General features: G+C 62.9%; 23 protein-coding genes and 1 pseudogene. 13 read left to right on the top strand and 11 right to left on the bottom strand.

The window, feature by feature from the left end; translation table 11 throughout:
• Nucleotides 1-38 precede the first annotated feature (38 nt).
• On the top strand, nt 39-992 hold the full coding sequence (locus CAF79_RS25895; protein ID WP_007958502.1) for an adenosine deaminase: 954 nt from the start codon (nt 39-41) through the stop codon (nt 990-992).
• Nucleotides 993-1041: 49 nt separating this feature from the next.
• Here the strand turns inward: CAF79_RS25895 and CAF79_RS25900 are convergent, their stop codons facing one another.
• The 3 genes from CAF79_RS25900 to CAF79_RS25910 all read right to left on the bottom strand — a co-directional run bounded on the left by CAF79_RS25900 (nt 1042) and on the right by CAF79_RS25910 (nt 4516).
• The gene (locus tag CAF79_RS25900) at nt 1042-2421 is read right to left on the bottom strand and encodes an MFS transporter (RefSeq protein WP_085700941.1); all 1380 of its coding nucleotides are present in this window, start codon (nt 2419-2421) and stop codon (nt 1042-1044) included.
• Nucleotides 2422-2547: 126 nt separating this feature from the next.
• Nucleotides 2548-3282: a helix-turn-helix transcriptional regulator gene (locus tag CAF79_RS25905; protein ID WP_085700942.1), complete on the bottom strand. Its 735-nt coding sequence runs from the start codon at nt 3280-3282 to the stop codon at nt 2548-2550.
• A 304-nt stretch (nt 3283-3586) separates the two neighbouring features.
• Nucleotides 3587-4516: a LysR family transcriptional regulator gene (locus tag CAF79_RS25910; RefSeq protein WP_085700943.1), complete on the bottom strand. Its 930-nt coding sequence runs from the start codon at nt 4514-4516 to the stop codon at nt 3587-3589.
• 117 nt (nt 4517-4633) lie between these two features.
• Here CAF79_RS25910 and CAF79_RS25915 point away from each other — a divergent pair, with 117 nt between their 5' ends.
• The 3 genes from CAF79_RS25915 (at nt 4634) to CAF79_RS29250 (ending at nt 6313) form a co-directional block, all read left to right on the top strand.
• A complete protein-coding gene (locus CAF79_RS25915) occupies nt 4634-4927 on the top strand; it encodes a putative quinol monooxygenase (RefSeq protein WP_085700944.1) in 294 nt (97 codons plus the stop codon).
• Nucleotides 4928-4959: 32 nt separating this feature from the next.
• Nucleotides 4960-5973: a zinc-binding alcohol dehydrogenase family protein gene (locus CAF79_RS25920; protein WP_085700945.1), complete on the top strand. Its 1014-nt coding sequence runs from the start codon at nt 4960-4962 to the stop codon at nt 5971-5973.
• Between the two features lie 166 nt (nt 5974-6139).
• Nucleotides 6140-6313 (top strand): hypothetical protein, encoded by a 174-nt coding sequence (locus tag CAF79_RS29250; RefSeq protein WP_170929797.1) that lies wholly within the window; start codon nt 6140-6142, stop codon nt 6311-6313.
• 11 nt (nt 6314-6324) lie between these two features.
• Here CAF79_RS29250 and CAF79_RS25925 read toward each other — a convergent pair whose 3' ends face one another.
• Both CAF79_RS25925 and CAF79_RS25930 read right to left on the bottom strand, forming a co-directional pair.
• Nucleotides 6325-7527: a multidrug effflux MFS transporter gene (locus tag CAF79_RS25925; protein ID WP_085700946.1), complete on the bottom strand. Its 1203-nt coding sequence runs from the start codon at nt 7525-7527 to the stop codon at nt 6325-6327.
• 117 nt (nt 7528-7644) lie between these two features.
• Complete coding sequence (locus tag CAF79_RS25930) at nt 7645-7842, bottom strand: heavy-metal-associated domain-containing protein (RefSeq protein WP_085700947.1); 198 nt, start codon at nt 7840-7842, stop codon at nt 7645-7647.
• A 148-nt stretch (nt 7843-7990) separates the two neighbouring features.
• Here CAF79_RS25930 and CAF79_RS25935 point away from each other — a divergent pair, with 148 nt between their 5' ends.
• From CAF79_RS25935 to cueR, 3 genes are all read left to right on the top strand, one after another.
• Nucleotides 7991-8374, top strand: a complete 384-nt coding sequence (locus CAF79_RS25935) for a hypothetical protein (RefSeq protein ID WP_085700948.1) — start codon at nt 7991-7993, stop codon at nt 8372-8374.
• Between the two features lie 213 nt (nt 8375-8587).
• A complete protein-coding gene (locus CAF79_RS25940) occupies nt 8588-10981 on the top strand; it encodes a heavy metal translocating P-type ATPase (protein ID WP_085700949.1) in 2394 nt (797 codons plus the stop codon).
• A complete protein-coding gene (gene cueR, locus CAF79_RS25945; RefSeq protein ID WP_085700950.1) occupies nt 10978-11391 on the top strand; it encodes a Cu(I)-responsive transcriptional regulator in 414 nt (137 codons plus the stop codon). The genes CAF79_RS25940 and cueR overlap by 4 nt, the downstream gene beginning before the upstream one ends.
• On the opposite strand, the gene CAF79_RS25950 is transcribed toward cueR, so the two are convergent.
• Complete coding sequence (locus CAF79_RS25950) at nt 11345-12562, bottom strand: MFS transporter (protein WP_085700951.1); 1218 nt, start codon at nt 12560-12562, stop codon at nt 11345-11347. The genes cueR and CAF79_RS25950 overlap by 47 nt on opposite strands.
• A 56-nt stretch (nt 12563-12618) precedes the next feature.
• Nucleotides 12619-13515 (bottom strand): PA4780 family RIO1-like protein kinase, encoded by an 897-nt coding sequence (locus CAF79_RS25955; RefSeq protein WP_085700952.1) that lies wholly within the window; start codon nt 13513-13515, stop codon nt 12619-12621.
• Nucleotides 13516-14113: 598 nt separating this feature from the next.
• On the opposite strand from CAF79_RS25955, the pseudogene CAF79_RS29820 reads away from it, so the two are divergent.
• Together CAF79_RS29820 and CAF79_RS29825 are read left to right on the top strand one after the other, a co-directional pair.
• Nucleotides 14114-15046, top strand: a pseudogene (locus CAF79_RS29820) (cache domain-containing protein); the annotation flags it as partial.
• A gap of 129 nt (nt 15047-15175) precedes the next feature.
• Nucleotides 15176-15904, top strand: coding sequence for a methyl-accepting chemotaxis protein (locus CAF79_RS29825; protein ID WP_371320909.1), 729 nt, complete (start codon nt 15176-15178; stop codon nt 15902-15904).
• Nucleotides 15905-15951: 47 nt separating this feature from the next.
• Here CAF79_RS29825 and CAF79_RS25965 read toward each other — a convergent pair whose 3' ends face one another.
• A complete protein-coding gene (locus CAF79_RS25965) occupies nt 15952-17229 on the bottom strand; it encodes an acetyl-CoA C-acetyltransferase (RefSeq protein WP_085700954.1) in 1278 nt (425 codons plus the stop codon).
• 177 nt (nt 17230-17406) lie between these two features.
• On the opposite strand from CAF79_RS25965, the gene CAF79_RS25970 reads away from it, so the two are divergent.
• The 4 genes from CAF79_RS25970 to CAF79_RS25985 all read left to right on the top strand — a co-directional run bounded on the left by CAF79_RS25970 (nt 17407) and on the right by CAF79_RS25985 (nt 23274).
• The gene (locus CAF79_RS25970) at nt 17407-18759 is read left to right on the top strand and encodes a 3-oxoacyl-ACP reductase (protein ID WP_085700955.1); all 1353 of its coding nucleotides are present in this window, start codon (nt 17407-17409) and stop codon (nt 18757-18759) included.
• Between the two features lie 2 nt (nt 18760-18761).
• Nucleotides 18762-19616, top strand: coding sequence for a MaoC family dehydratase (locus CAF79_RS25975; RefSeq protein ID WP_085700956.1), 855 nt, complete (start codon nt 18762-18764; stop codon nt 19614-19616).
• A 306-nt stretch (nt 19617-19922) separates the two neighbouring features.
• Nucleotides 19923-21470, top strand: coding sequence for a collagen-like triple helix repeat-containing protein (locus tag CAF79_RS25980; protein ID WP_170929798.1), 1548 nt, complete (start codon nt 19923-19925; stop codon nt 21468-21470).
• A gap of 133 nt (nt 21471-21603) precedes the next feature.
• On the top strand, nt 21604-23274 hold the full coding sequence (locus CAF79_RS25985) for a ShlB/FhaC/HecB family hemolysin secretion/activation protein (protein WP_085700957.1): 1671 nt from the start codon (nt 21604-21606) through the stop codon (nt 23272-23274).
• Nucleotides 23275-23310: 36 nt separating this feature from the next.
• Here CAF79_RS25985 and CAF79_RS25990 read toward each other — a convergent pair whose 3' ends face one another.
• Genes CAF79_RS25990 through CAF79_RS26000 form a run of 3 tightly spaced genes read right to left on the bottom strand, consistent with a single transcriptional unit; the run spans nt 23311 to nt 25235 of the window.
• The gene (locus CAF79_RS25990; RefSeq protein ID WP_085700958.1) at nt 23311-23583 is read right to left on the bottom strand and encodes a DUF3613 domain-containing protein; all 273 of its coding nucleotides are present in this window, start codon (nt 23581-23583) and stop codon (nt 23311-23313) included.
• Nucleotides 23584-23599: 16 nt separating this feature from the next.
• Entirely contained in the window at nt 23600-24322 is a 723-nt protein-coding gene (locus tag CAF79_RS25995; RefSeq protein ID WP_085700959.1) for a tetratricopeptide repeat protein, read from the bottom strand.
• A gap of 28 nt (nt 24323-24350) precedes the next feature.
• On the bottom strand, nt 24351-25235 hold the full coding sequence (locus CAF79_RS26000; RefSeq protein WP_085700960.1) for a type II secretion system F family protein: 885 nt from the start codon (nt 25233-25235) through the stop codon (nt 24351-24353).
• Between the last annotated feature and the right edge of the window lies 1 nt (nt 25236).

Below are 25236 nucleotides of genomic sequence, written 5' to 3' on the forward strand. Positions count from 1 at the left end.
CTGTAGAATGCCGTCATTGCACCTGATGAGAAAAGAATATGTACGACTGGCTCAACGCCCTGCCCAAAGCCGAACTGCACCTGCACCTCGAAGGCTCGCTGGAGCCCGAGCTGCTGTTCGCCCTGGCCGAACGCAACAAGATCGCCCTGCCGTGGAGCGACGTTGAAACCCTGCGCAAGGCTTACGCCTTCAACAACCTGCAGGAATTTCTCGACCTGTATTACCAGGGCGCCGACGTGTTGCGCACCTCCCAGGATTTCTACGACCTGACCTGGGCCTACCTGCTGCGCTGCAAAGAACAGAACGTGATTCACACCGAGCCGTTCTTCGATCCGCAGACCCACACCGACCGCGGCATCCCGTTCGAAGTGGTGCTCAACGGCATCGCCGCCGCGCTGAAGGATGGCGAGCAGCAGCTGGGCATCACCAGCGGCTTGATCCTGAGTTTCCTGCGCCACCTGAGCGAAGACGAAGCACAGAAAACCCTCGACCAGGCGCTGCCGTTCCGCGATGCATTCGTTGCGGTGGGTCTGGACAGTTCCGAGATGGGTCACCCGCCGAGCAAGTTCCAGCGCGTGTTCGACCGTGCCCGTCACGAAGGCTTCCTCACCGTCGCCCATGCCGGTGAGGAAGGCCCGCCGGAGTACATCTGGGAAGCCATCGACCTGCTGAAAATCCAGCGCATCGACCACGGCGTACGCGCCATCGAAGACGAGCGCCTGATGCAGCGGATCATCGACGAGCAGATCCCGCTGACCGTGTGCCCGCTGTCGAACACCAAGCTCTGCGTGTTCGATCACATGTCGCAGCACAACATCCTCGACATGCTCGAGCGCGGCGTGAAGGTCACGGTGAATTCCGATGACCCGGCGTACTTCGGTGGTTACGTGACCGAGAACTTCCATGCACTGCACACCCACCTGGGCATGACCCAGGATCAGGCCAAACGCCTGGCGCAGAACAGTCTGGATGCGCGATTGGTAAAACCGTAAACACACAAAGCCGTTCGAACATGCCCGTGTTCGAACGGCTTTTCAGTTCTCAGCGCACGACCGCTTCGGTCAGCTCTTCCAGCGTCTTGCCGCGGGTCTCCATCCCGAACAGCCACACCACTGCCGCCGCAATTGCAAAGCACAACGCACCCAGCGCAAACACCCCGCCCTGCCCGGTGATCGGGAACACCAGCCCGGTGACCAACGGCCCGAGCAGCGAGCCGACGCGTCCGATGGCCGAAGCAAACCCCGAGCCCGTTGCCCGCGCCGAGGTCGGATAGAGTTCCGGTGTGTAGGTGTAGAGCACCGCCCACATGCCGAACAGGAAAAACTGCATCAACAGACCCGTGCCGATCAGCAGCGCCACGTTGCCGCCAAACACCGCGCTTTGTCCGTACAGAAACGCCATCACCCCGCCGCCGAGCAACGTGACGATGCACACCGGCTTGCGACCCCAACGCTCCACCAGCCAGGCGGCCATCAGGAAGCCAGGAATCCCGCCGAGGGAAATCAGCACCGTGTAATACACCGACTGGGTCACGGCAAAACCCGATTGTTGCAACAACGCACTGAGCCACGAGGTCAGGCCGTAGAAACCGAGCAACGCGAAGAACCACAGGCTCCAGATCATCGTCGTGCGCTGGCGATACAACGGTGACCAGATCTGCTTGAGCGCCGAAAGGAAATGGCCCGGAGGGGTCACGCTTCGTGGCAGACGAACCGGCTCCGGCAACGCAGCACCGCCGAGTGAGGCCTGTACCCGCGCTTCGATCCCGCGCAAGACCTTGTCCGCCGCGTCATGCTTGCCGGCCTGTTCCAGCCAGCGCGGCGACTCGGGAATGAAAAAGCGGATCGCCAGCACGAACACCGCCGGCACCGCCAACACCAGGAAGATGTCGCGCCAGCCAATCAACGGCAGCAGGAAATACGACAGTACCCCGGCAGCCACGAAACCGAGCGGCCAGAAACCGTCCATCAAGGCAATGTAACGACCCCGACGCTGCGCGGGGATCAACTCCGACAACATGGACTGGGCAATCGGAAACTCCATGCCCATGCCTATCCCCAGCAGAATGCGAAACAGCGTCAGGCTCTCGACCGTCTGCGCCGTGGAACACAGGTAACTGGCCAGCCCCCACAAGACGATGCTCCATTGAAACACCGGTTTGCGACCGAACCGATCAGCCAGCAGTCCGGACAGCGACGCCCCCAGCACCATGCCGAAAAAACTCGAACTGGCCAGTAGACCAGCCTGCGCACTGCTCAGGCCGAACTCGGCTTTGATCGAGCCGAGCAGGAAGGTCATCATCGCCAGATCCATGGAGTCGAAGAAAAACGCCAGGGCGATGATGATGAAGATGATCCGGTGATAACCGCTGACTGGCAGACGCTCCAGTCGATCTGCCGCGCTGAAGTTTCCCGTGTCCATGCCACCTCCTCAATCCGAAAAGTCCCCGGATCGAGTGTGCGCGATAGCGGTGACGCGCCTGTGCCAGTTGCGACGTGCTCGCAGCCGCTGGCGACGCTTGCTAGCAAATCAGTGGAGGAAAGTGCTCTACAACGCCATTTCCAGCTCGGTTTCACAGGCAAATCGATGAATTTCCCGCTGGCCCGCCGCCGTCAGTTGCAAGGCACGGGAATCGTTGGGCAGCACCAGCCAGCCCGACTGCATGAACAACTGCAGCAACGCCGCTCCCAGCGAGCCACCCATGTGCGGGCGACGTTCGCTCCAGTCCGGACAGGCGCACGCCACCTGGGCATTGCGGTGGGCCAGCGCCTGGATGTAAACGCCGCGCCCGGCCAATTGTGTCGAGCCTTTATGCGTGACCACCACTCGATGCTCAAGCTGTTCGATCCATCCGGCATCAAGCAGGCGCTGGTACAGGTCGGCGGCCAGCGTTCCGCCCAGATGGTCGTCACAAAACCGTGCGCGCAGCAGTGATGAAGGAGCCGCCTGGGGTCTGACGACCGGCGAGGCACGCTTGAACACTTCGGGGATTTCTCGCGGAGCGCTGGCCAACGTGGCACTGGCGAGCGCTTCGATGGCTGCGCCGATTTCGGGAGCCGCCAGGCGGAAGAAGCGTTTGCGACCGCGCGCCTCGACCTTCAACAGACCGCCAGCGGACAAGCGCCCCAGATGCGCACTGGCCGATGACGGCGAAAGCCCCGCCAGCAACGCCAGTTCCTCGGTCTGCCGCGCCGAGCCATCCATGAGCGCCCACATCATTGCGCTGCGTTTGGGATCGGCCAGCAACGTGGCGATCTGGCTGATGCAAGGTGCATGTTCCATCTATTCACTCCCTGTTGAATCGTATCGTCTACAGCTCATAGACATCTTGACCAGTAATCAGTCGTCGGCCAAGGCGCGCAAATACCTTGAGCCGAAGCGAGGCAGCGCGCCGCAGCAAGGAAACCGCAGCACTGTCGCGACCCTCGCCCCTACCCGGCCGGTTGCGGTCTGATCGTTCTCGCATCGGCCTTTTGGTGCGGGCAACAGGCGGCCGTTAGTATAAGCGGGTTGCTCGCGGCGTCCTGCGCCGGAGTGCCCGTGGCTGGTGATTGTTCCTGAGAGAAATTTCGCTATTTACCTGCGACTAATGGTCAGACTTCTGGAAAACGGGAAAACGGCTACCCAATTCGGCGCAACGGCTGGCGAGCATTTCCCTCAGAAGGTTCACTGGCTTACTCAATTGTGCGCGATGGGCGCACAGCAGATTCAGCGGAGCGCGTTCGCAGAGCAGCTCCGGCAGCAGCACTTTCAGCCGCCCCGCCAGCACATCACCGGCCACATCGAGCCATGACTTGTAGGCGATGCCGGCTCCCGCCACCGCCCACAGGCGTACCACATCGGCATCGTCACTGAAGCGGTCGCCACTGACCGTCAGGCCGACTTCACGCTTGCCGTCGTGGAAACTCCAATGGTCGTGCACCCGGCCACCGAGCATATAAAGCAGGCAGTTGTGCTGAGCGAGCTGTTCCAGATGCAGCGGCTCGCCGTGCCGGGCCAGGTAGGCGGGCGATGCGCACAGCACCCGTCGGTTGTGCGGGGCAATCGGCAACGCCACCAGGCTCGAATCCTCCGGCTCGCCATAGCGCAAGGCGATGTCCACCGGCTGGCGAAACAGGTCAGCGATGCGGTCGCCCAGCAACAGGCGCACCGTCAGCTTCGGGTGTTCACGCTGAAAATCATCGAGCCACGGCAACAGCAGGTTGCGCCCGAAGTCGGAGGGCGCCGACAGCTGCAGAATCCCGCTGACCTGATCCTGCCCGCTGGCCAGCAGGCGGCGGCCTTCATCGAGATTGCTCAGCGCCGCCCGGGCGTATTCGAGAAACCCTTCACCTTCGGCCGTCAGCCGCAGGCTACGAGTGGAGCGCGCCAACAGCCGCGCGCCCAATTGCTGCTCGATCCGTTTGAGCGCAGCACTGGCCACGGCGGCGGACATGTCCATCACCCGCGCCGCCGCCGACAGGCTGCCCAGATCCGCCGCCCGAACAAACAACTGCAAGTCATCGAAACGCAGCATCCTCAGCCCCGATTATCAAAAAAATATTGAAAGAGACTGCTCTTTTAGCCGGTTTTATCTCCCGCAGAAATAGCCAATCATGCCATCCATCGAATTCATCCTGTCCCGGAGTCGAACATGTCCCAGCCTTTCACCGCCATCGCCACCCTGATCGCCCGACCTGGCCAGCAGGAGGCCCTTGAACAGCACCTGCGCGCTCTGATCGAGCCGACCCGCGCCGAAGCCGGTTGCGGTCAATACGAACTGCACCAGGACCTGACCAATCCGCTGGCCTTCTACATGATCGAGCAGTGGGCCAGCGACGAAGCCCTGCAGGCTCACGATGCCAGCGCCCATATCCAGCACTTCCGCAGCCAGGCCGAGGCGTTCCTCGAACACTTCGAACTCAAGCGCCTGCGCGTCATTGCCTGAAGCCTTCCTTATATTCACTGTTGGAGATTTCCATGAAAGCCATCGCCTATTACGCCTCGCTCCCGATCAGCGACGAAAAATCCCTGCAAGACATCGAATTGCCGGAACCGGTAGCCGGCCCCCGCGACCTGCTGGTAGAAGTCAAAGCGATTTCGGTCAACCCGGTCGACACCAAGGTTCGCCAGAACGTCGCGCCCGAAGGCGGCGCCGCCAAGGTACTGGGCTGGGACGTGGCCGGTGTGGTCAAGGCCGTCGGCAGTGAAGTGACCCTGTTCAAGGCCGGCGACAAGGTGTTCTACGCCGGTTCCATCGCCCGGGCCGGTGGCAACAGCGAACTGCACGTGGTGGATGAGCGGATCGTCGGCCATATGCCGAAAACCCTCGGTTTCGCCGAAGCTGCTGCCCTGCCGCTGACGGCGATCACGGCTTGGGAGTTGTTGTTTGAACGCCTGCAGATTCGCGAAGGCAATACCGATGAAGGCCAGAGCCTGCTGATCGTCGGCGCGGCCGGCGGCGTCGGTTCGATCCTCACCCAACTCGCCAGCCAGTTGACCGGGCTCAAGGTGATCGGCACCGCCTCCCGCCCGGAGACCCGCGACTGGGTGACCGAACTGGGCGCTGATCGGGTGATCGATCACAGCCAGCCGTTGAGCGAAGAGCTGAAACGCGCCGGTGTCGCCAACGTGACCCACGTGGCCAGCCTGACCCAGACCGACCAGCACCTGGACCAACTGGTCGAAGCCCTGGCACCGCAAGGCAAGCTGGCGCTGATCGATGATCCGAAGGCGCTGGACGTGACCAAGCTCAAGCGCAAGAGCCTGTCGCTGCACTGGGAGTTCATGTACACCCGCTCGCTGTTCGAAACCGCGGACATGATCGAGCAGCACAAACTGCTCAACCGGGTGGCCGGGCTGATCGACAGCGGGACCTTGAAAACCACGGTCGGCGAGCACTTCGGCACGATCAACGCAAGCAACCTGCGCCGCGCCCATGAGTTGCTGGAAAGCGGCAAGGCCAAGGGGAAAATTGTTTTAGAAGGTTTCTAAAACTCGGAAGACCGCAGCCTTCTTCAGCCTCTGATGTGGCTGGCTCGGGGGCTGCGGTGTTTTTTTGCCGTCAGTCAGATGCTTGACCCTTGTCACAATTGCGATCGTATTCAGGACTACACTCGAGTCCTCTGCGATGCAATCTTTTACGTACGGGAGGTCAGCAATGAAGATCCTGATAAAAGAAGTGGCAAAGTCCCAGTGGCAAGTTCGTCTCGACCAGCACGCCGTGACCTTCCGCAGTGAGGCCGAAGCTCGCGCCTTCACTCGCACCCTCGAAGCGCGTCTGCGCGCGCCCCATCAGATTCCCGATCCCGACCAGCAGCGCGCTGTCGGCTGAGGCTTTCGACTTCAGATTTCAGCCTGCGCCTTTGCCAGCGCCCGGGCATTCTGTATGCGCCGGGTAAGCATCGCTGCACACACCACCAGCAGACCACACAGGCTGATGACAGTGGCCATCGGCACGGCGGTGCCATCGTGCAGGATCCCCACCAGCGCCGAAGCCCCGGCGGCGACACTGAATTGCAGGCTGCCGAGCAAGGCTGAAGCACTGCCGGCGCGACCACCCTGCCCGTTCATTGCACACGCTGCCGCATTGGGGCTGATGCAACCAAGGCTGGCCACGCAGATGAACAACGGAATCAGCAATGGCCACAGCGCCTCGGTGTGCAAGGCGCCGACCGCAAGCAGCGTCAGCCCGGCACACAGGTAAACCCAGACCGCTCGCGACAGCAGGAAGGCCGGGCCACGTTTGGCCAGCAGCCGCGCATTGACCTGCGCCACCAGAATGAACCCGGCCGCGTTGGTACCGAACAGCCAGCCGAAGTGCTCGGCGGGTACGCCATACAATTTGATGAAAATGAACGGGGAACCGGCGATGTAGGCAAACATCCCGGCGATGGCGATGCCGCCGGTCAGGGCATGGCCCATGTAGACCGGATCGGTCAGCAACCGGCCGTACTGACGCAGGGCGCCAGACAACGGCTGATGCGGAACATGCGCCGGCAGACTTTCCGGCAGGCCGAGGGCTACCGCCAGTCCGGCCAAGGCACTGAAACCGGTCAGCACCAGGAAGATCGACTGCCATCCCGACGTGTTCACCAGCAGGCCGCCGAGCATCGGCGCCAGAATCGGTGCCAGCCCCATCACCAGCATCAGTTGCGAGAAGACTTTCGCCGAGCCCACCGCATCGCATTTGTCGCTGACCACCGCTCGGGCAATCACCATCCCCGCACAGCCGCCCAGCGCCTGCAAGAGCCGCGCGCCGATCAGCCATTCCAGATTCGGTGCGTAGGCGCAGGCCACTGACGCCAGCGTGAACAGCGTCAGACCAATGAGCAGCGGAATCCGCCGACCGAAGCGATCCGCCAACGGCCCGTAAGCCAGTTGGCCGATGGACAGGCCGAAAAAGTAAGCCGACAGCGTCAGCTGGACGTGTTTCTCATCCGTGCCGAACGCCAGCGCCATGGTTGGAAAGGCGGGTAGATAGAAGTCGATCGCCAACGGACCGAAAGCGGTCAGGGCACCGAGAATCAGAAGGGTACGGAAGTTCATCAGGCGTCCAGTTCGGGCGGCGGTTGGGTTGGGCAGTCGGACTGACTATGCAGCCCGACAGTCTAGCCGCGCGAGGACGCCTTGAACATTCCGGTAGCTCGCTAACTATTAAAAAGATCAGGCGAGTTTGATCGCATAACCTTCTTCGCTGATCGCCTCGATCACTTGCTCGGCGCTCAGCGCACTTTCGACACCGACTTCCTTCGCCGCCAGATCGACCCGCACGCTGGCGGTCGGATCCTTGCTCTGCACCGCCTGGGTGACGGCTTTGACACAGTGACCGCAGGACATGCCTTCAACAGTGAACACTTGCATGGAATGACTCCTTTGAGTGAGGTTGCCGGCAGTCTCGGGCTTGCCACAATGGCAAGGTCAAGTTCTGCAAAAAACTGCCGGGCTGGCAATCGGCGCCGCGCTCGGCCAAGCTGCGTGCATCAATGACATGAATTCAGGAGATTCAGCCATGCGCTGGTCAGCTTTCAGCCTGTTTGGCTTACTCAGCCTCTTTGCCGCGATCCCTTCGGTGCATGCCGCCGGGGAAGATTACGGGGTGCTGATCATTTCCCGCGAGCGCCTGGAAGTCGCGACCTCGTGCGAAATCGGCGTGTACATCCAGGATCAACTGTCGGCGCGCCTGTTCCAGGAGCAAAGCACTTCGTTCAACCTGCCGCCGGGCAATGTCTCGCTGCGCCTGAAACTGCTGCCGGGGCAAATGCCGGGTTGCAACCCGGGCATGCTCGCGCCAGGTTCGCAGGAGATCAAACTGCATGCCGGCGACATCCTGAAATTCCGCATCGCGATGAATGCGGAAGGCATGTACCTCAAGCCGACCGGCCTCGGCTACTAAGGCCTGCCGCTCGTTCCCACGCTCTGCGTGGGAATGCCTCTTGTGACGCTCTGCGTCACGCTTTGGGACGCAGAGCGTCCCCGGCTGCATTCCCACGCGGAGCGTGGGAACGATCAGGCGAACAAGCGAGCAGCCGGTAGCGGAAACTGGTGCTTGACCTTGCCAGCATGGCAAGGTTGATCCTGTAGGCATCCACTACAGGGAGTACGACCGATGTCCGATTCCATCACGTTTGATCTGCCCATCAGCGGCATGACCTGCGCCAGTTGCGCCGGCCGTGTCGAGCGGGCGCTGAGCAAAGTCAGCGGCGCCAGTGCCGTCAGCGTCAACCTCGCCACCGAGCAGGCCAGGGTGCAGGCCCCCGGCGACAGTCTGCCGGCGCTGGTCGAGGCAGTCGAACGCGCCGGTTACAGCGTGCCGCAGCACACCGTGGAATTGAACATCGACGGCATGACCTGCGCGTCCTGCGTGGGTCGTGTCGAACGCGCCCTGAACAAGGTTGCGGGGGTGAAAAGCGTCAGCGTCAACCTCGCCAATGAGCGCGCTCATCTTGAATTGCTCGGCGCGGTCGACCCGCAAACCTTGATCGCCGCCGTGAACAAGGCCGGTTATTCGGCCAGCCTCTTCGAACTTGAACACCCTCAATCTGACAATCGCCAGCAACGCCTGAACCATGAGCGCTGGGCGCTGATCTGCGCCATCGCCCTCGCCCTGCCGCTGGTGCTGCCGATGCTGCTGCAACCGTTCGGCATTCACTGGATGCTGCCGGCCTGGGCGCAGTTCGCCCTCGCGACCCCGGTGCAGTTCATCTTCGGTGCGCGGTTCTATATGGCCGCTTGGAAAGCCGTGCGCGCCGGAGCCGGCAACATGGACTTGCTGGTAGCGCTGGGCACCAGCGCCGGTTATGGCCTGAGTCTCTATGAATGGGCGACCGCTGCCGGGCGCATGCCGCATCTGTATTTCGAGGCCTCGGCAGTGGTCATCGCGCTGGTACTGCTCGGCAAATACCTGGAAAGCCGCGCCAAACGCCAGACCGCCAGCGCCATCCGCGCACTGGAAGCGTTGCGGCCAGAACGGGCGATTCAAATCATCGATGGCCGTGAACAGGACGTTGCCATCAGCGCTCTACGCCTTGGCGATCGGGTATTGGTCAAACCCGGCGAACGTTTCCCGGTGGACGGCGAAGTGCTGGAAGGCCAGAGCCACGCCGACGAAGCGCTGATCAGCGGCGAAAGCCTGCCGGTGCCCAAGCAACCGGGCGACAAGGTCACCGGCGGTGCGATCAACGGCGAAGGCCGCCTGCTGGTGAGCACCACGGCGCTCGGCGCGGAAAGCGTACTGGCGCGGATCATCCGTCTGGTGGAGGACGCCCAGGCCGCGAAAGCACCGATCCAGAAACTGGTGGATAAAGTCAGCCAGGTGTTTGTGCCGACGGTTCTGCTGCTGGCCCTGGCCACGCTGATCGGCTGGTGGTTGTATGGCGCACCACTGGAAACCGCGCTGATCAACGCCGTCGCGGTACTGGTTATCGCCTGTCCCTGCGCCCTCGGCCTGGCGACACCGACCGCCATCATGGCCGGCACTGGCGTGGCCGCGCGGCACGGGATTTTGATCAAGGACGCCGAAGCTCTGGAGCGCGCCCATGAAGTCAGCGCCGTGGTGTTCGACAAGACTGGAACTCTGACCTCCGGCACGCCGCGCATTGCGCATTTCAGTGCAATCGACGGTAACGAAAACGCCCTGCTGACAGCGGCCGGCGCACTGCAACGCGGCAGCGAACATCCGCTGGCCAAAGCGGTGCTGGATGCCTGCGCCGAACGCAGCCTGAACGTACCGGACGTGAGCGACAGCCAGTCCCTGACCGGACGCGGCATCGCCGGCAGCCTCGACGGCCGACGCCTGGCGCTGGGCAATCGTCGCTTGCTGGAAGAAAGCGGTCTGAACGCCGGAAACCTGAGCGAGTCCGCGAAGGCCTGGGAAACCGAAGGCCGCACACTGTCCTGGCTGATCGAGCAAAGCCCCGAGCCCCGCGTGCTCGGTCTGTTCGCCTTCGGCGACACCCTCAAGCCCGGCGCGCTGCACGCGGTGCAACAACTGGCGGCCCAGCACATCCACAGCCACCTGCTGACCGGCGACAACCGTGGCAGCGCTCGCGTCGTCGCCGAAGCGCTGGGCATCGAAAACGTCCACGCCGAAGTGCTGCCGGCGGAAAAAGCCGCCACCGTCGCCGAGCTGAAAAAAACCGGGGTCGTGGCCATGGTCGGCGACGGCATCAACGACGCCCCCGCGCTGGCCGCTGCCGATATCGGCATCGCCATGGGCGGCGGCACCGACGTGGCCATGCACGCCGCCGGCATCACCCTGATGCGCGGCGATCCGCGACTGGTGCCGGCGGCGCTGGAAATCAGCCGCAAGACTTACGCGAAGATCCGCCAGAACCTGTTCTGGGCCTTTGTCTACAACCTGATCGGCATTCCGCTGGCGGCGTTCGGCTTTCTCAATCCGGTGCTGGCCGGTGCGGCGATGGCCCTGTCGAGCGTCAGCGTGGTGAGCAATGCGCTACTGTTGAAAACCTGGAAACCCGAGGATCTGGAGGACAACCGATGAACATCGGCCAAGCGGCCCGCCACAGTGGCCTGAGCGCGAAAATGATCCGGTATTACGAGTCGATCGGTCTGCTCAAGGCTGCCCATCGCACCGACAGTGGCTATCGCATCTACGGCGACGATGACCTGCACACGCTGGCGTTCATCAAGCGCTCGCGGGACCTGGGATTTTCGCTGGAGGAAGTCGGCAAGTTGCTGATGCTCTGGCAGGACCGCCAGCGCGCCAGCGCCGATGTGAAGGCTCTGGCCCGCCAGCACATCGACGAGCTGAATCAAAAGATCCGCGAACTCGGCGAACTGCGCGACACCCTGCAGGATCTGGTCGAACACTGCCACGGCGACCACCGCCCGGACTGCCCGATCCTCAAGGAACTCGCGTCGGGCTGCTGCGCGCAACCCGCTCGCGCCTGAGCAGCAGGGCTTTCATCGACAGCACCGTGGCGAGGGGAATGCCGTGGAACAGCAACACCACGGCCCCCGGCGCCCACCACTCATAGAACGGTGCGGCGATCAGCATGCCGACGCCGAACCCGCTCATCTGCAACAGCGTCAGGAAACTGAAGATCGGCAGGCGCAAAGGCTCCGGCTCCCGTTGCAGCCGTGACATCAGGCAGACTTCCGAGAACCCGTCACCCAATCCGGCCGGCAGCGAAAACAGCAACAGACCGATGACGCTGTGCTGCTGGAACATCAGGATGAAGCCGCAGGACATCAACAACACGCCGCCGAAATAGCGACGCTCCAGATGGATGTTTTCCGAGCCGTTCAGGCGACTGGCAATCCGCGCACCGAGCAGTTTGCCGACGGCCCACGCCGCGAGCATCAGGCCCAGCGTGGTGCTCGCCGCGTCCGGTGTCAGCAGTCTGGAAATGATCGGAAAACCGACGTTGTGCGCAGCGCTGCCAAGGGTGTCGGCCATGGTCACCGCCAGCATCGCGGCCACCACCGGGGCACTGCGCAGGCCTTGCAACAACGCCGACCACTCACCCTGTCTGGCGCTGGATTCGGCCACCGGCTCCGGTGCGTTGAACCGCAATGGCGCAATCAACAGCGCCGCCAACAGATAGGTCAGCGCGTTCAGCGCAAACACCGTTTCAAAGCCAAACCCTGCAACCAGCAACCCGGACACCAGACTGCCGACGACCATCGCCATGGAGGAGGCGGACGTGATCCAGGCATTGGTCTTGAGCAACCGCGCAGGATCGATCAATCGCGCAAGCTGGCTGTTGAGGCCGATGGCGAACATCGAATTGCCAAAACCCAGACCAAACGCAATCAGCGGCAGCAACAACGCCTGTTGACTGACCGGCACGATCAGCAATAAACCGAGCACAGCGGCGCGCAGCAGATCGAAGGCAATCAACGGCCAGCGACCGCTGCATCGACGATAAAACGCGGTGCCGATCAGGCTGGCGAAAATTCCCCCGCCCACCCGACTGGCGAGAAAGATCCCCACGCTCACCGCGCTGTTGCTCAGCAGGTAGACATACGTGGCCAGCGCAACCATGTTGAGGAACGCGCCGAAATCGGAAATCAGCCGCGCGGTGATGATCAGCCGGGCATTGCGCGAAGTGGTGCTCACAATCAATCCTTGAATGTGTAAAACCCGGCCGAAGCCGGGTTTCCCATTTCAGATGCTCACTGCATCCACGGTGGCGGAGGCGGTTCGTCGGACTTGCCCTTGGGCTCGTCGTCCGCCGCGCGGATGGCTCGCTTGCGCTCCTCATCCAGACGCGCCGCTTCGATCTCGCGCAGCACCCCGCCGACATCGGCCAGGTCCTCGGGATCGTCGAACTCGCCGGTCAGCACGCTGGCCGGGTGCAACGTACCGGCTTCGTACAACGCCCACATTTCCTTGGCGTATCGGGTCTTCTTCAACTCCGGAGCGAAGCGGCCGAAGTACGCCGCCATGTTGCCGACGTCACGTTCGAGCATGCTGAACGCGTGGTTGTTGCCGGCGGCGTCCACCGCTTGCGGCAGGTCGATGATGACCGGCCCGGTCGGGGTCAGCAGCACGTTGAACTCCGAGAGGTCACCGTGCACCAGACCGGTACACAACATCAGCACGATCTGCGAAATCAGGAACGCGTGATATTCGCGAGCCTGATCCGGCTCCAGCACCACATCATTCAGACGCGGTGCGGCGTCGCCGTATTCGTCGGCCACCAGCTCCATCAGCAGCACGCCTTCGAGGAAGTCGTACGGCTTGGGCACTCGCACCCCGGCGTTGGCCAGGCGGAACAGCGCCGCGACTTCGGCATTCTGCCAGGCGTCCTCGGCTTCCTTGCGCCCGAATTTGGAACCCTTGGCCATCGCCCTGGCCTGTCGGCTGTTGCGCACCTTGCGGCCTTCCTGATACTCGGCCGCCTGGCGGAAACTGCGTTTGTTCGCCTCCTTGTAGACCTTTGCGCAACGTAACTGATTGCCGCAGCGCACCACATAAACAGCTGCTTCTTTGCCACTCATGAGTGGACGCAGCACTTCGTCGACCAGACCGTCCTCGATCAGGGGTTCAATGCGTTTTGGAGTCTTCATCAGCTTTTATTGTGGGTCCTTTATTACCAAACACGCGAATGTCACTCGTTATACGGCAATCCTCGCATCACGGGGAGGGGTTGCCGACCTGTGAACCTGTGGATGCACACACTGTGCCGGATAAACCGGGCCGATCCGCCTCTTTATCGACCGCTGCGAATCATAGCCGAGGCTGTCGGAGTTGTTGGCGACAGGCCTTGAGAGCATTTGCGACAGAATCTGACATCCCGCCGAACACCGCTCACATTAATTTTCTTTTGCAGCCTCAATTTCCCTCGCGCGCGGCCGAATTCCTTTGAGGCAGAGGAATTTGTCCGACAATCGTTTCAAAAAAAATCTTCGATGTCGCACTCAAGGAAACGGGTGAGAAATACGTTTTTCGGCTGCCAATAACCGCGAGTCATCTGCACTGCGTGGGCCTACAAGAAAATCTGGAGCGCGGATGAACATCAAACAGAAGTTGACCTGGGCGTTTGCAATCATCGCCTGCTTGCCCGTGGTGCTGGTCGCCACCCTGGTGGTACTGAACCTGCGCAGCGATGCCCGGGACGATTTTGTCGACAGCAGCGGGCGCGAGATCCGTCAGGTCAGCAACGCCATGCAGCTGTTTTTCGACGGCATCAGCCAGAACGTCGATTACCTGGCGGCGCAGCCTTTGGTCAAGAACGCCGACGGCAGTGTGCGCAGTCGCATGAGTGCCAATGCCTCCGATACCTCGGATGGCGAGATCGACAAGCAACTGTTTGCCCTGTTCGAAGGGCTGGCGAAATCCCACCCGGCCTACTCCTACGTTTCCTATGGCCTGAGCAGCGGCGGCTACGCGTTCTGGCCGGGCGACCCGAAAATGGCCAACTACGACCCGCGTACCCGCCCGTGGTACAAGACCGCCATGGCCAACCCGGGCAAGACCCTGCGCACCGAAGCCTATTACTGGGCCGGCGATGACGCGGTACTGGTCAGTACCGTGCGCGCGGTGGCCAACCAGTTGGGCGCCCAGGGTGGCGTGGTCAACATTGACGTGTCGCTCAAGCAACTGACCGAGATCGTCAAACAGATCAAGCTCGGTGAAAGCGGTTACCTGATGCTGATGGAAAACACCGGCACGGTGCTGGTCGATCCGAAGCAACCGGAGCATAACTTCAAGAAGCTCGACAGCCTCGGCGACGGTTACGCGCAACTGGCCAAGGCCGGCAAAGGCCTGGTGGAGGTCGAGCTCAACGGCGAACGCTACATGGCCAACGTCTGGCCGTCGGAGCAATTGGGCTGGACCTTCATCGGCCTGATCAAACAGAACGAAGTGATGAGTTCCGCCACTCAACTGACCTGGCTGATCGCGATCATCGCGGCGGTGCTGGCAGCATTTTTCGCGGTCGTCGGCGCCAGTTTCGCCAGCCTTATCGTGCGGCCGATCCGCAGCGTGGCCAGCGGTCTGGAAGGTATCGCCCAGGGCGAAGGCGACCTGACCAAGAGCCTCGACATCCGTGGCAGCGACGAAACCGCGCAACTGGCCAACTGGTTCAACCAGTTCCTCACCGCGATCCGCAGCCTGATCCAGCACATCGGCGGCGCGGCCGGAAAAATCCTCGCCACTTCGCAGAGCTCGACCCGGGTCTCCGGCGATATGGCCGAAGCCGCCGGACGCCAGCGCGAAGCGGTGGACATGGTCTCGACCGCATTCCACGAAATGGTCGCCACCGCCAACGAAGTCGCCCGCTCGTGCAGCCAGGCAGCCGAGTCGGCCGACAGCGGCCAGCGCCAGGCCCGCGAAGGTCAGCAGCAGATCGATGCGGCGGTGCACAGCGTCGACCAACTGAGCCAGGAACTGGAGCAATCGGCGCAGTCGATGCAGCAACTGGAACGCGACAGCAACGACATCCAGTCGATCCTCGGCACCATCCGCTCCATCGCCGAACAGACCAACCTGCTGGCGCTCAACGCGGCTATCGAAGCAGCGCGGGCCGGTGAGCAGGGGCGCGGATTTGCGGTGGTCGCCGATGAGGTTCGCGCATTGGCCAAACGCACGGCGGATTCGACGGCTGAGATCGACGGGCTGCTGGGCAATCTGGCGAAGCGCACCAGCGCGGTGACCCAGCAGATGCGCGCCAGTCTTGATGTGTCGCAGCAATCGGTGGCACGGATTGGTGAGGCGCGGGAGAGCTTTGGGCAGATTCGTGAGTCGGTGGATGTGATTCGTGACATGAACACTCAGATCGCGACTGCGGCGGAAGAGCAGCATCAGGTGGCCGAGGACATCAATCGGCACATCAGCCAGATTCATGGTGATGCGCAGTTGGTGGCGGAGCTGGCGAATTCGGCGCGGCTGGATTCGCAGAGTCTGGCGGGGTTGTCGAATGAGCTGGATGGGTTGGTGCGCAGGTTCCGTACCTGAGTAACCTTTGCAATCCCCTCTCTTCAGGAGAGGGGATTGTTGTTCTGTCAGCGTTCGATGATCGCCGTCACACCTTGCCCCCCGGCCGCACAAATCGAAATCAACCCCCGCCCCTGTCCCGCCGCATCCAGCAACTTCGCCAGGTTCGCCACGATCCGCCCGCCTGTCGCGGCAAACGGATGCCCCGCCGCCAGGGAGCTGCCCTTGACGTTCAAGCGGCTGCGATCAATCGATCCCAGCGGAGCGTCCAGCCCCAGCCGCGTCTTGCAGTACTCCGGATCTTCCCAGGCCTTCAACGTGCACAACACTTGTGCGGCAAATGCTTCGTGGATTTCGTAGTAGTCGAAGTCCTGCAAGGTCAGGCCGTTGCGTGCCAACAGCCGTGGCACCGCGTACACCGGCGCCATCAAAAGTCCTTCGGCACCGTTGACGAAATCCACCGCCGCCGCCTCGCCGTCGCGCAGATACGCAAGGATCGGCAAGCCGCGCTCCTTCGCCCAGTCTTCGCTGCCCAGCAACACCACCGAGGCACCATCGGTCAGCGGCGTGGAGTTGCCGGCGGTCAGGGTGCCCTTGGCGCTTTTCTCGAAAGCCGGTTTCAGGGTCGCAAGTTTTTCCAGGGTCAGGTCCGGACGCAGGTTGTTGTCGCGGGTCAGGCCGAGGAACGGGGTCATCAGGTCGTTATGCCAGCCTTCGCTGTAGGACGCCGCCAGTTTGTGGTGGCTTTCGAAGGCCAGTTGATCCTGTTCTTCGCGGGGGATGTTCCAGGTCTGCGCCATCAACTCGCAGTGCTCGCCCATCGACAGGCCGGTGCGCGGTTCGCCGTTGCGCGGGAATTCGGGGATCAGGTGTTTCGGACGCAGTTGCAGAAAGGTCTTGAGCTTGTCGCCGGTGGTCTTGGCGCGGTTGGCTTGCAGAAGGATTTTGCGCAGGCCTTCGCTGACGCTGATCGGCGCGTCCGACGTGGTGTCGACGCCGCCGGCAATGCCGCAGTCGATCTGGCCGAGGGCGATCTTGTTCGCTACCAGCAGCGCGGCTTCCAGACCGGTGCCGCAGGCCTGCTGGATGTCATAGGCCGGAGTGGCCGGTGACAGGCGCGAGCCGAGCACGCATTCGCGGGTCAGATTCATATCCCGTGACAATTTCAGCACCGCGCCTGCGACCACTTCGCCGATGCGCTGGCCGTGCAGGTTGTAGCGTTCGATCAGGCCTTCGAGGGCGGCGGTGAGCATCACCTGATTGCTCGCGGTGGCATAGGGCCCGTTGGAGCGGGCGAACGGAATGCGGTTGCCACCAATGATCGCGACGCGGCGCAGCTGACTCATGAAATGCTCCTTGTGAAATATCCAGTCTGAAAATCGGGCACTGAAAATCCCGTCGGGCCACAAAAGCGCCGAGGGCAAACTACTCTGCTGTTCTAGCGTAGGCCTTATTGCGTGGATCGAACGATTGATTGCCCTTCGCAGTCCACACTTTGAACCCCATCTTCTGGAGAGCGTTCCATGTCTGACCGCTATATCGACTTCGCCAACTCGTCCATCGGCCACCGTCTGGTCGGGGCCCTGGGCCTGCCGTCGCCGGTGCGGCTGGAACGCTGGCAGGCCGGGCGCCTGCGGCCGGTGGACGGTGCACTGCTGATCGGCGGCGGGCCGCTGGCCGAGCGGGTCAGCGCATTCGCCAACCGCCTGACCGACGCGATCTACCGCTACGGCGACCAGCCTGCGGCCGCCACCCAATGGATTCCCGGCCATGGCCCGAAACTCAAGGCCGTGGTGTTCGACGCCAGCGATTTGCAGCACACCGACCAGCTCAAGCAACTGCGCGAGTTCTTCCAGCCGCTGATGAAGAACCTCGACAGCAGCGCGCACCTGGTGATTCTCGGCCGCGCCCCGGAAACTCTGCGTGAACCGTTTGCCGCCAGCGCGCAGCGAGCGCTTGAAGGCTTCTCGCGCTCACTGGCCAAGGAACTGCGCAGCGGCGGCACCTTGCAACTGATCTACGTCGGCGAAGGTGCCGAGGATCAGCTCGAAGGGCCGCTGCGGTTTTTCCTCTCGCCGAAAAGCGCGTTCGTCTCCGGACAAGTGATCCGGCTGACGGCCTGCGCCACTCAAGTCACCGACTGGACGCGCCCATTGGCCGGGCGCAAGGCGCTGGTCACCGGGGCAGCGCGCGGCATCGGCGCCTCCATCGCCGAAACCCTGGCCCGTGACGGTGCCGAGGTGATCCTGCTCGACGTGCCGCCCGCAAAAACCGATCTCGAAGCCCTGGCCGCCCGCCTCGGCGGGCGCGCCATCACCCTCGACATCTGCGCCGAAGACGCCGCCGCGCAACTGACCGGACAGCTGCCGGACGGCCTCGACATTCTGGTGCACAACGCCGGCATCACCCGCGACAAGACCCTGGCCAACATGACACCCGAGTTCTGGGACGCAGTGCTGGCCGTCAATCTCAACGCGCCGCAAGTGCTGACCAAGGCCCTGCTCGACAGCGGCACCCTGCACGATAACGCGCGGGTGATTCTGCTGGCGTCGATCAGCGGCATTGCCGGCAATCGCGGGCAGACCAATTACGCGGCGAGCAAGGCCGGGTTGATCGGGCTGGCCCAGGCCTGGGCGCCGACCCTGCTGGAACGCGGCATCAGCATCAATGCCGTGGCGCCGGGTTTCATCGAGACCCAGATGACCGCGCACATTCCGTTCGGTCTGCGCGAAGCCGGGCGGCGCATGAGTTCGCTGGGCCAGGGCGGCCTGCCGCAAGACGTCGCCGAAGCCGTGGCGTGGCTGGCACAACCGGGCACCGGCGCATTCACCGGGCAAGCGTTGCGGGTCTGCGGCCAAAGCGTTCTGGGGGCCTGAACATGACCATCGAATGGCAAACGCTGCACCACGAACCGAGCCTGCCGGGGCTGTACGCCCGGGCGGCGACCCGACGCAAAATCACCGGCACCACCCTGCCTGACAAAGGTTTGCGTTGCGCCGTCGAGGTGGATGGCAAACGTCTGGCGGCCTATCGCAAAGTCTGCGGGTTCGCCGATGACGGCCTGCTGCCGCCGACCTATCCGCATATCCTGGCGTTCGCCTTGCAGATGCAACTGCTGACGGCCAAAGAGTTTCCGTTCCCTTTGCTGGGGCTGATTCATCTGAGCAACCGCATCCGCGTATTGCGACCAATGGGCGGAATCAGTCGCGCGCAAGTCAGCGTCCGGGTGCATAACCTGCAACCGCATCCCAAAGGCGCGACCTTCGATCTGCTGACCACCCTGGACGATCAACTTGGCCCGTTGTGGGAAGCCGAAAGCCGGATGCTCTGTCGCAGCGTGAAGCTGGAAGGCGAACCGGTGGAGAAAAGCTGGGAGCCGGCACTGCCCCTCGCTCAAGTGGCGCAGTGGAAGGCGCCGGCGGACATCGGCCGGCAGTATGCGAAAGTATCCGGCGACTACAACCCGATTCACCTGAGTGCCGCCAGTTCCAAACTGTTCGGGTTCCCGACAGCCATCGCTCACGGTTTGTGGAACAAGGCCCGCAGCCTGGCAGCGCTGGCAGATCATCTGCCCAAGGCCAACCTTGAAGTCACCGTGCACTTTCGCAAACCGGTGCGCCTGCCGAGCGAGGTGAGCCTGTTCGCCAGCGCTGCCGGTTCCAGCGGTGAGTTGCGTCTGATCGGCGCCACGGATCTGGAGCACATGGTGGGCAATTGGCAGCCGGTTGCCTGACATCGAGGGCGGGAAAACCTGATTAATTGTGTATATATCACTTAAGTTTTCCCGCGCCGCACACGCGACGTCGCCGAATTTCCAGCCTTGATTTTCAAGGCTTTTTTTTGCGCGCCTATATCCTCGGTATTAGTCGTTAGGCGGCATTCGCGGCCGCCTGCATAAAGGCGTTAATACCAACTGGAGAATGGCGTCGATCCAGCCTTGCGACTGATATGAACACAACGGACGAAGGCATTGCCGGCAACAGAACCGGCAAGCCGTCGAAGACAACGAACGTTGTGACAGGTGCAAGGAATAACGCTCATGAAAACTCAGATGAAAGTTCAAGCGTCTTGGTGCAAATCGGCAACAGCACTCGCCCTCATTCTCTCCCTCGGTCTGGCCGGTTGCAGCAGTGGCGGCGGCGGTCATCACAGCAGCTCCGGCAGTTCGTCCCCCGACAGTTCGACGGCGGGCACCGGCGGCACGGGCGGTACCGCAGGCTCTGGAGGCACGGCGGGCACGGGCGGTACCGGCGGAACTGGCGGCACGACGACCCCGACCGATCCTACCAATCCGACCAATCCAACCGACCCGACGGACCCGACCAACCCCACCAATCCGAGTACACCGACGCCTTTGGTCACCACCACGCTGGTGCAGGACGTCGGCAATACCGTCAGCGGAGTGGGTGATGGTGTCGGTCAGGTCGGTGATTCCCTGAGCGGCGTGCCGGTGGTTGGCGGCGTGGTGCAAAGCGCGGCCCGGACTGCCGGCAACGTAGTGACCACGCTGGGTGACGGCGTAGCCAACGGCATCGGCAAACTGGCGACCACCGACAATGGCCTGGGCGTCACCGCTTCGGCAGTCGGCGGCGTGGTGCAGGATGTGGGCAACGGCGTGTCCGACCTGAGCGGCAAACTGGCGACGGCCACGGGCAGCGTTCCGGTGGTCGGCGGCGTCGTCACCCGTGTGGCACCGGTGCTCAATGGCGTCGGCGAAAAAGTCACCATGCTCGGCGACACCCTCAGCACCGCTACCACCACCGGCCCACTCGGCTCGGTGACCAAAGAGGTCGGCAGCAAACTGGTGCCGGTGATCGCCATGGTCGAAAGCACCACGGACAAACTCGGCAGTGCCACGGGGCTGGGTGCTCCCGTGAACGGCCTGCTGCAGAAAGTCGGCACCACGGTCGATGGCGTGGGCGACAAAGTCACTGGCGCCGGCAACGGCAATGCACTGACCAACACAGTCGGCGGGGCCTTGAGCAACGTCGGCACCGCTGTCGGCAAGGCCGGCGGACTGGTGGACAACGGAACCGGTTCGGGAACCGGCGTCGGTGGCGGTCTGGGCAACAATGGCTTGCTGCAAACCGTTGGTGGCGCGGTCGTGAATGTCGGCGCCGGGTTGAGCAGCGGCAACGGCAGCCTCGCCGCACCGGGTGGTGTACTGGCGGCGGCGGGTAATACCGTGGCCTCGCTCAACACTGTGCTCGGCGGTTCGGGCACGCCGATCACCAGCCCGACCACTCCCCTGGCCACTCTGGGCAACAACGTGGGTGCCGGACTTGCTCCGGTCACCACGGCGGTCACCAGCCTGACCCAGAATGTCGGCGCCGCCACCGGGCTGGGTACCCCGGTTGCCGGCCTCACCGGCCAGGTCGGCGGTGCTGTCGGCAACCTCGGCAACACGATTGCCGGCACCAACAGCAACCCGGTAGTGGCGGCGGTCGGCAACACCGTCACCACAGTGGGCAACACCGTCACTGCGGTGGGCGGGCTGGTCAACGGCGGCACCACCACCGGAACCGGCGGCGGACTGGGTGGCGTCCTCGGCGGCCTGACCGGTGCCCTGGGCGGCAACAAACGCTGATTTGCACCTGGCCGATTCGACGGCCGAACCTACAGCGCCTACGCTTGGTTGAGGGCGGAAGATTCCCACGAGTCTTCCGCTTTTTTCTTAGGAGAAACCCGCCCGGTGCTGGGGGTTGAACATGGAGTGTCCTATGCGCGTTATGGCATCCCTGCTGTTTGTCAGTCTCAGTTCCACAGCCCTCGCCGATACCCTGCCCAGCTTTCTCAACAGCAACGAAACCATACGCAATCTGCCGGTGCCGAACCTGCCCGCCGACGCCTACCGGCCAAACGCCGCGCCGCTGCAAGTGCCGGAGCCCGGCGCCACGGCCGCCCAGCCGTTGCTGATGAGTACCAGGATCAACCTCAGGACCGTGCAGATCGAAGGCGGCACGCTTTACCCGCTGAACGAACTGGCCGAAATCTACAAACCCCTGATCGGCCGCCAGAGCAGTCTCGCCGACCTGATCGAGGCCACTCGCAACATCACCCGTCGTTATCAACAGGACGGTTATCTGCTGTCCTACGCTTTCCTGCCACAGCAGACTTTCGATGACGGTGTGGCGCGCGTGGTGCTGGTGGAAGGCTACGTCCGCGACGTGCAGATCGCGGGCGACGTCGGACGGGTCAAAGCCCTGCTCGAGCGACTGGCCGCCAAGCTCCAGGCCGAACGCCCGCTGACGCGCAAGACGTTCGAGCGCTACACCACGCTGATGACCCGCATTCCCGGCGTGACGATCCAGGCCCAGGTGCCACCACCCGGCACCACCGACGGCGCAACGACGCTGGTGGCCCAGGCCAGCCGCAAACCGTTCACCAGCACCCTGAGCACCACCGAAGACAACCGCAACGGCACCCAGGCATTGCTCGGCGTCAGCAGCAATTCACAAACGTCGATGGGCGAACAGCTGAGCCTCAGCGGGTTGTTTCCGCCGGGAGATGATCACGAGCATTACTACCGGCTGGACTACAACCAGTTCATCAATGACGAAGGCGCGCAATTGAACCTTTCGGCCTCACGCTACCGGGCCGATCCCGGCACCAATGTGCAGTTGAGCAATGGACTGGAACTCAAGCCCCACCGTGAAAACGACCGTTATTCGCTCGGTTTCACCCTGCCGCTGATTGCCGCTTCGGATGAACTGCTGACTGCCGGATCGCGCTTGTACGCCGTCAACGACAAGACCCGCTACAAGGTGATCGGCTACCCCCTGAGCGTCGAAGAACGCACCGACATCCGCGCCCTCGCCTTCGAAAGCGACTGGCGCAAGGTCGATGCCCGACAACTGCGCATTCTCAGTGGTGGCGTGTACCAGGGCTTCGACAGCATGGGAGCACACACCAACAACAACGCCATCGACCTCGACTTCTTCCGGGTGCGTCTGTCGGGGGTGCAGAGCGACAAGTTCTTCGACAATTGGCAAGGGGTGCTGTCGGCTGCGTTGTACTGGAGCCGCGACACCCTGCCCGACAGCGAACGTGCGGTGTTCGGCGGGCAGAATTTCGGCCGCGGTTATCCCGACGATCAGGCGTCGGGCGACAAGGGCTGGGGCGTGGCTTACGAGATCAACTACAGTTTCAACCGCGACGGCAACTGGGTGCGCATCCTGCAACCGTACTTCGTGCTCGACCGCTCGCGCAGCTGGTTCAACGAATTGCCGGTGCAGGCCAACAACCTGTCATCGGCGGCGGTCGGCCTGCGATTCGGCGATGCGAAGTACTACAACATTGCCCTGGAGGCGGCCAAGGCGATGTCGGATGAAGCGCTGGACACCTTCAATCGCCGGCCGCGCTACAGCATCAGTTTCAGCTATCAGTTGTAGACCGCCGTCGCAGGCAACGCCGTTGCCTGCGACGCGTCAGTTACCGGTCTCGATCTTGCCCCCGGCATCCGGCTCGTAGAAGTCGGGGATTTCATACTTGTACTTCTTCAGCCAGCGCTGCATTGCCAGCTCGCGCTCCGTGGCCGTGGCCGCCTGCGGATCGGGGGACGCAGCCTTGTTGCGGCTTTGCAGCAACAGCCAGCCTTCGGTTTCCTGCTGCTGGGCCGATGCCGGGCCGGCGTCGATGGCCAGTGCGCCGAGCGGCAGACTCAGCAGGCTCAGGCAGCACAGCGTCTTGAACGTGTTCATGGCACCTCCTTGAAGCTCACTTGATCGTCGCCGGTTGGGCGTCAGCCGCCACCGCGACCTGATTGCCAGCGACCGGTCCGGCCTTGACCGGCGACTTGAGTTTCTCCGCGCGCTCCTGGGCATCGGAGAACTGTTCCGGGGTCAGGTGCGCGCGGCTGACCACTTCCGCAGCCTGCTGCCAGTTGTTCTGGTAGAGCAGCAGAGTGACCAGATTCAGCGTCGCCAACTGATTGTTCTGCTTCAACTCGATGGCCGTCAGAAACTCGAAGCGAGCGTCTTCGAGCCGCAGCTGATTGAGGTACACCACGCCCAGATCGTTGCGGATGTTTTCATTGGTCGGCGCCAGCCGCGCCGCCCGTTGCAGGTGAGCCTGCGCCTGGCCGTTGTCGCCACGGGCGGCGTACAACTGGCCCAGGCCATGTTCGGCGTCGGCGTTCAGACAGGTGCCGAGCAGGCTGCGATACAACGGCTCGGCTTCGCTGCGCCCCAGCAGGCGATAGACCTTGGCCTTGCGCAGCCGCACCTCGACGAGGTTGTCGGGCAGGCCCTGCAGGTTGGCCAGGCTGGCGTGCAGCTTGCCGTCATTGACCAGATCATCGGCCAGGTTCAACGACAACTCCTGTTCGGAGCTCAACTTGCTGCAACTGGCCGGCGCCAGCATCGTTGTCCACGGCGCCTGACCGTCCGTTGCGCAACCGCCGAGCAGCAACAGACTTGCCACGACCATCAGTGCTTTCATCCATCGCTCTCCATTGCCATTGTCATTATCAGGACGCAAACGCCCGGGTAATTGCGGTAAAACCGGGCCCCGCCAGCACGATCAGCAAGGCCGGAAACAGGAGCAGCATCATGACCACCGACATCTTTGCCGACATCTTCGAGATGTACTCCTGCAAGCGTGTCAGGCGTCGGTCATCCAGCAATTGCTTGAGCGTCAGCAGCGATTTCATCGCGCCGCCGCCCTGTTGAATCAGTTGTTGCAGGATCACGCAGGTGTCGGTGAACTCATCAACCGCCAGCATTGCGGCTGCCTTGTTCAGCTCCTGCCCCAGTTCAAGGCCCGAGTCGACACGGGCCAGAATCAGACGCAGTTCGCTGGTCAGCTCCGGCAGCAGTTTCTGCCCTTCGGTGCTGAGCACGCGCAGGGCCTGTTCGACGGCCATGCCGGACTCGAACAGGATCCGCAGCAGCGGAATGAACGTCGACACTTCCACCGCAATGATTTTCTGCCGGCGGGCAGCGGCATACGCCAGCAGGCGTTTGGGCAGCAAATAACCGACGCCGGTGGCAATCATCGGCACCAGCCAGCCGTTGGGTGCGAGGGGGAAAAACACTTCTTTCAGAAACAGGCCAAGCCCCAGTGTCAGCAGCGGTGTACCGATCTGGCAGGCGGCAAACAGCGAGCGCTCGCTGGCCCGGCGCCAGCCGAGGCGGCTGAGCAGGGTCTGGGTTTCACTGTCGATGCTCACCGAGCGCTGGCCGAAGCGGCTGCTGCCCAGTGCCCGTAGCCAGTTGCCGAAACGGCTCTCGCGCACCAGTTGCCCCTGCAAGCGCTCGTTGACCTGACGCACCCGGCGCCGCTCGGTCAACAGGTGATTGCCGACCAGCAACAGTGCCCCGAGCAACAGCATGAGACTGGCCAGGATCAGCATG

This window comes from Pseudomonas sp. B26(2017) (genome assembly GCF_002113045.1).
In the GTDB taxonomy this organism is placed as follows: Bacteria; Pseudomonadota; Gammaproteobacteria; order Pseudomonadales; family Pseudomonadaceae; genus Aquipseudomonas.

Bases quoted from the DNA above. Each gene is read 5' to 3' on its own strand.
- CAF79_RS25895 (WP_007958502.1), top strand. From the start codon at position 39: ATGTACGACTGGCTCAACGCCCTGCCCAAAGCCGAACTGCACCTGCAC.
- CAF79_RS25900 (WP_085700941.1), bottom strand. From the start codon at position 2,421: ATGGACACGGGAAACTTCAGCGCGGCAGATCGACTGGAGCGTCTGCCA.
- CAF79_RS25905 (WP_085700942.1), bottom strand. From the start codon at position 3,282: ATGGAACATGCACCTTGCATCAGCCAGATCGCCACGTTGCTGGCCGAT.
- CAF79_RS25910 (WP_085700943.1), bottom strand. From the start codon at position 4,516: ATGCTGCGTTTCGATGACTTGCAGTTGTTTGTTCGGGCGGCGGATCTG.
- CAF79_RS25915 (WP_085700944.1), top strand. From the start codon at position 4,634: ATGTCCCAGCCTTTCACCGCCATCGCCACCCTGATCGCCCGACCTGGC.
- CAF79_RS25920 (WP_085700945.1), top strand. From the start codon at position 4,960: ATGAAAGCCATCGCCTATTACGCCTCGCTCCCGATCAGCGACGAAAAA.
- CAF79_RS29250 (WP_170929797.1), top strand. From the start codon at position 6,140: ATGAAGATCCTGATAAAAGAAGTGGCAAAGTCCCAGTGGCAAGTTCGT.
- CAF79_RS25925 (WP_085700946.1), bottom strand. From the start codon at position 7,527: ATGAACTTCCGTACCCTTCTGATTCTCGGTGCCCTGACCGCTTTCGGT.
- CAF79_RS25930 (WP_085700947.1), bottom strand. From the start codon at position 7,842: ATGCAAGTGTTCACTGTTGAAGGCATGTCCTGCGGTCACTGTGTCAAA.
- CAF79_RS25935 (WP_085700948.1), top strand. From the start codon at position 7,991: ATGCGCTGGTCAGCTTTCAGCCTGTTTGGCTTACTCAGCCTCTTTGCC.
- CAF79_RS25940 (WP_085700949.1), top strand. From the start codon at position 8,588: ATGTCCGATTCCATCACGTTTGATCTGCCCATCAGCGGCATGACCTGC.
- cueR (WP_085700950.1), top strand. From the start codon at position 10,978: ATGAACATCGGCCAAGCGGCCCGCCACAGTGGCCTGAGCGCGAAAATG.
- CAF79_RS25955 (WP_085700952.1), bottom strand. From the start codon at position 13,515: ATGAAGACTCCAAAACGCATTGAACCCCTGATCGAGGACGGTCTGGTC.
- CAF79_RS29825 (WP_371320909.1), top strand. From the start codon at position 15,176: ATGGTCTCGACCGCATTCCACGAAATGGTCGCCACCGCCAACGAAGTC.
- CAF79_RS25965 (WP_085700954.1), bottom strand. From the start codon at position 17,229: ATGAGTCAGCTGCGCCGCGTCGCGATCATTGGTGGCAACCGCATTCCG.
- CAF79_RS25970 (WP_085700955.1), top strand. From the start codon at position 17,407: ATGTCTGACCGCTATATCGACTTCGCCAACTCGTCCATCGGCCACCGT.
- CAF79_RS25975 (WP_085700956.1), top strand. From the start codon at position 18,762: ATGACCATCGAATGGCAAACGCTGCACCACGAACCGAGCCTGCCGGGG.
- CAF79_RS25980 (WP_170929798.1), top strand. From the start codon at position 19,923: ATGAAAACTCAGATGAAAGTTCAAGCGTCTTGGTGCAAATCGGCAACA.
- CAF79_RS25985 (WP_085700957.1), top strand. From the start codon at position 21,604: ATGCGCGTTATGGCATCCCTGCTGTTTGTCAGTCTCAGTTCCACAGCC.
- CAF79_RS25990 (WP_085700958.1), bottom strand. From the start codon at position 23,583: ATGAACACGTTCAAGACGCTGTGCTGCCTGAGCCTGCTGAGTCTGCCG.
- CAF79_RS25995 (WP_085700959.1), bottom strand. From the start codon at position 24,322: ATGAAAGCACTGATGGTCGTGGCAAGTCTGTTGCTGCTCGGCGGTTGC.
- CAF79_RS26000 (WP_085700960.1), bottom strand. From the start codon at position 25,235: ATGCTGATCCTGGCCAGTCTCATGCTGTTGCTCGGGGCACTGTTGCTG.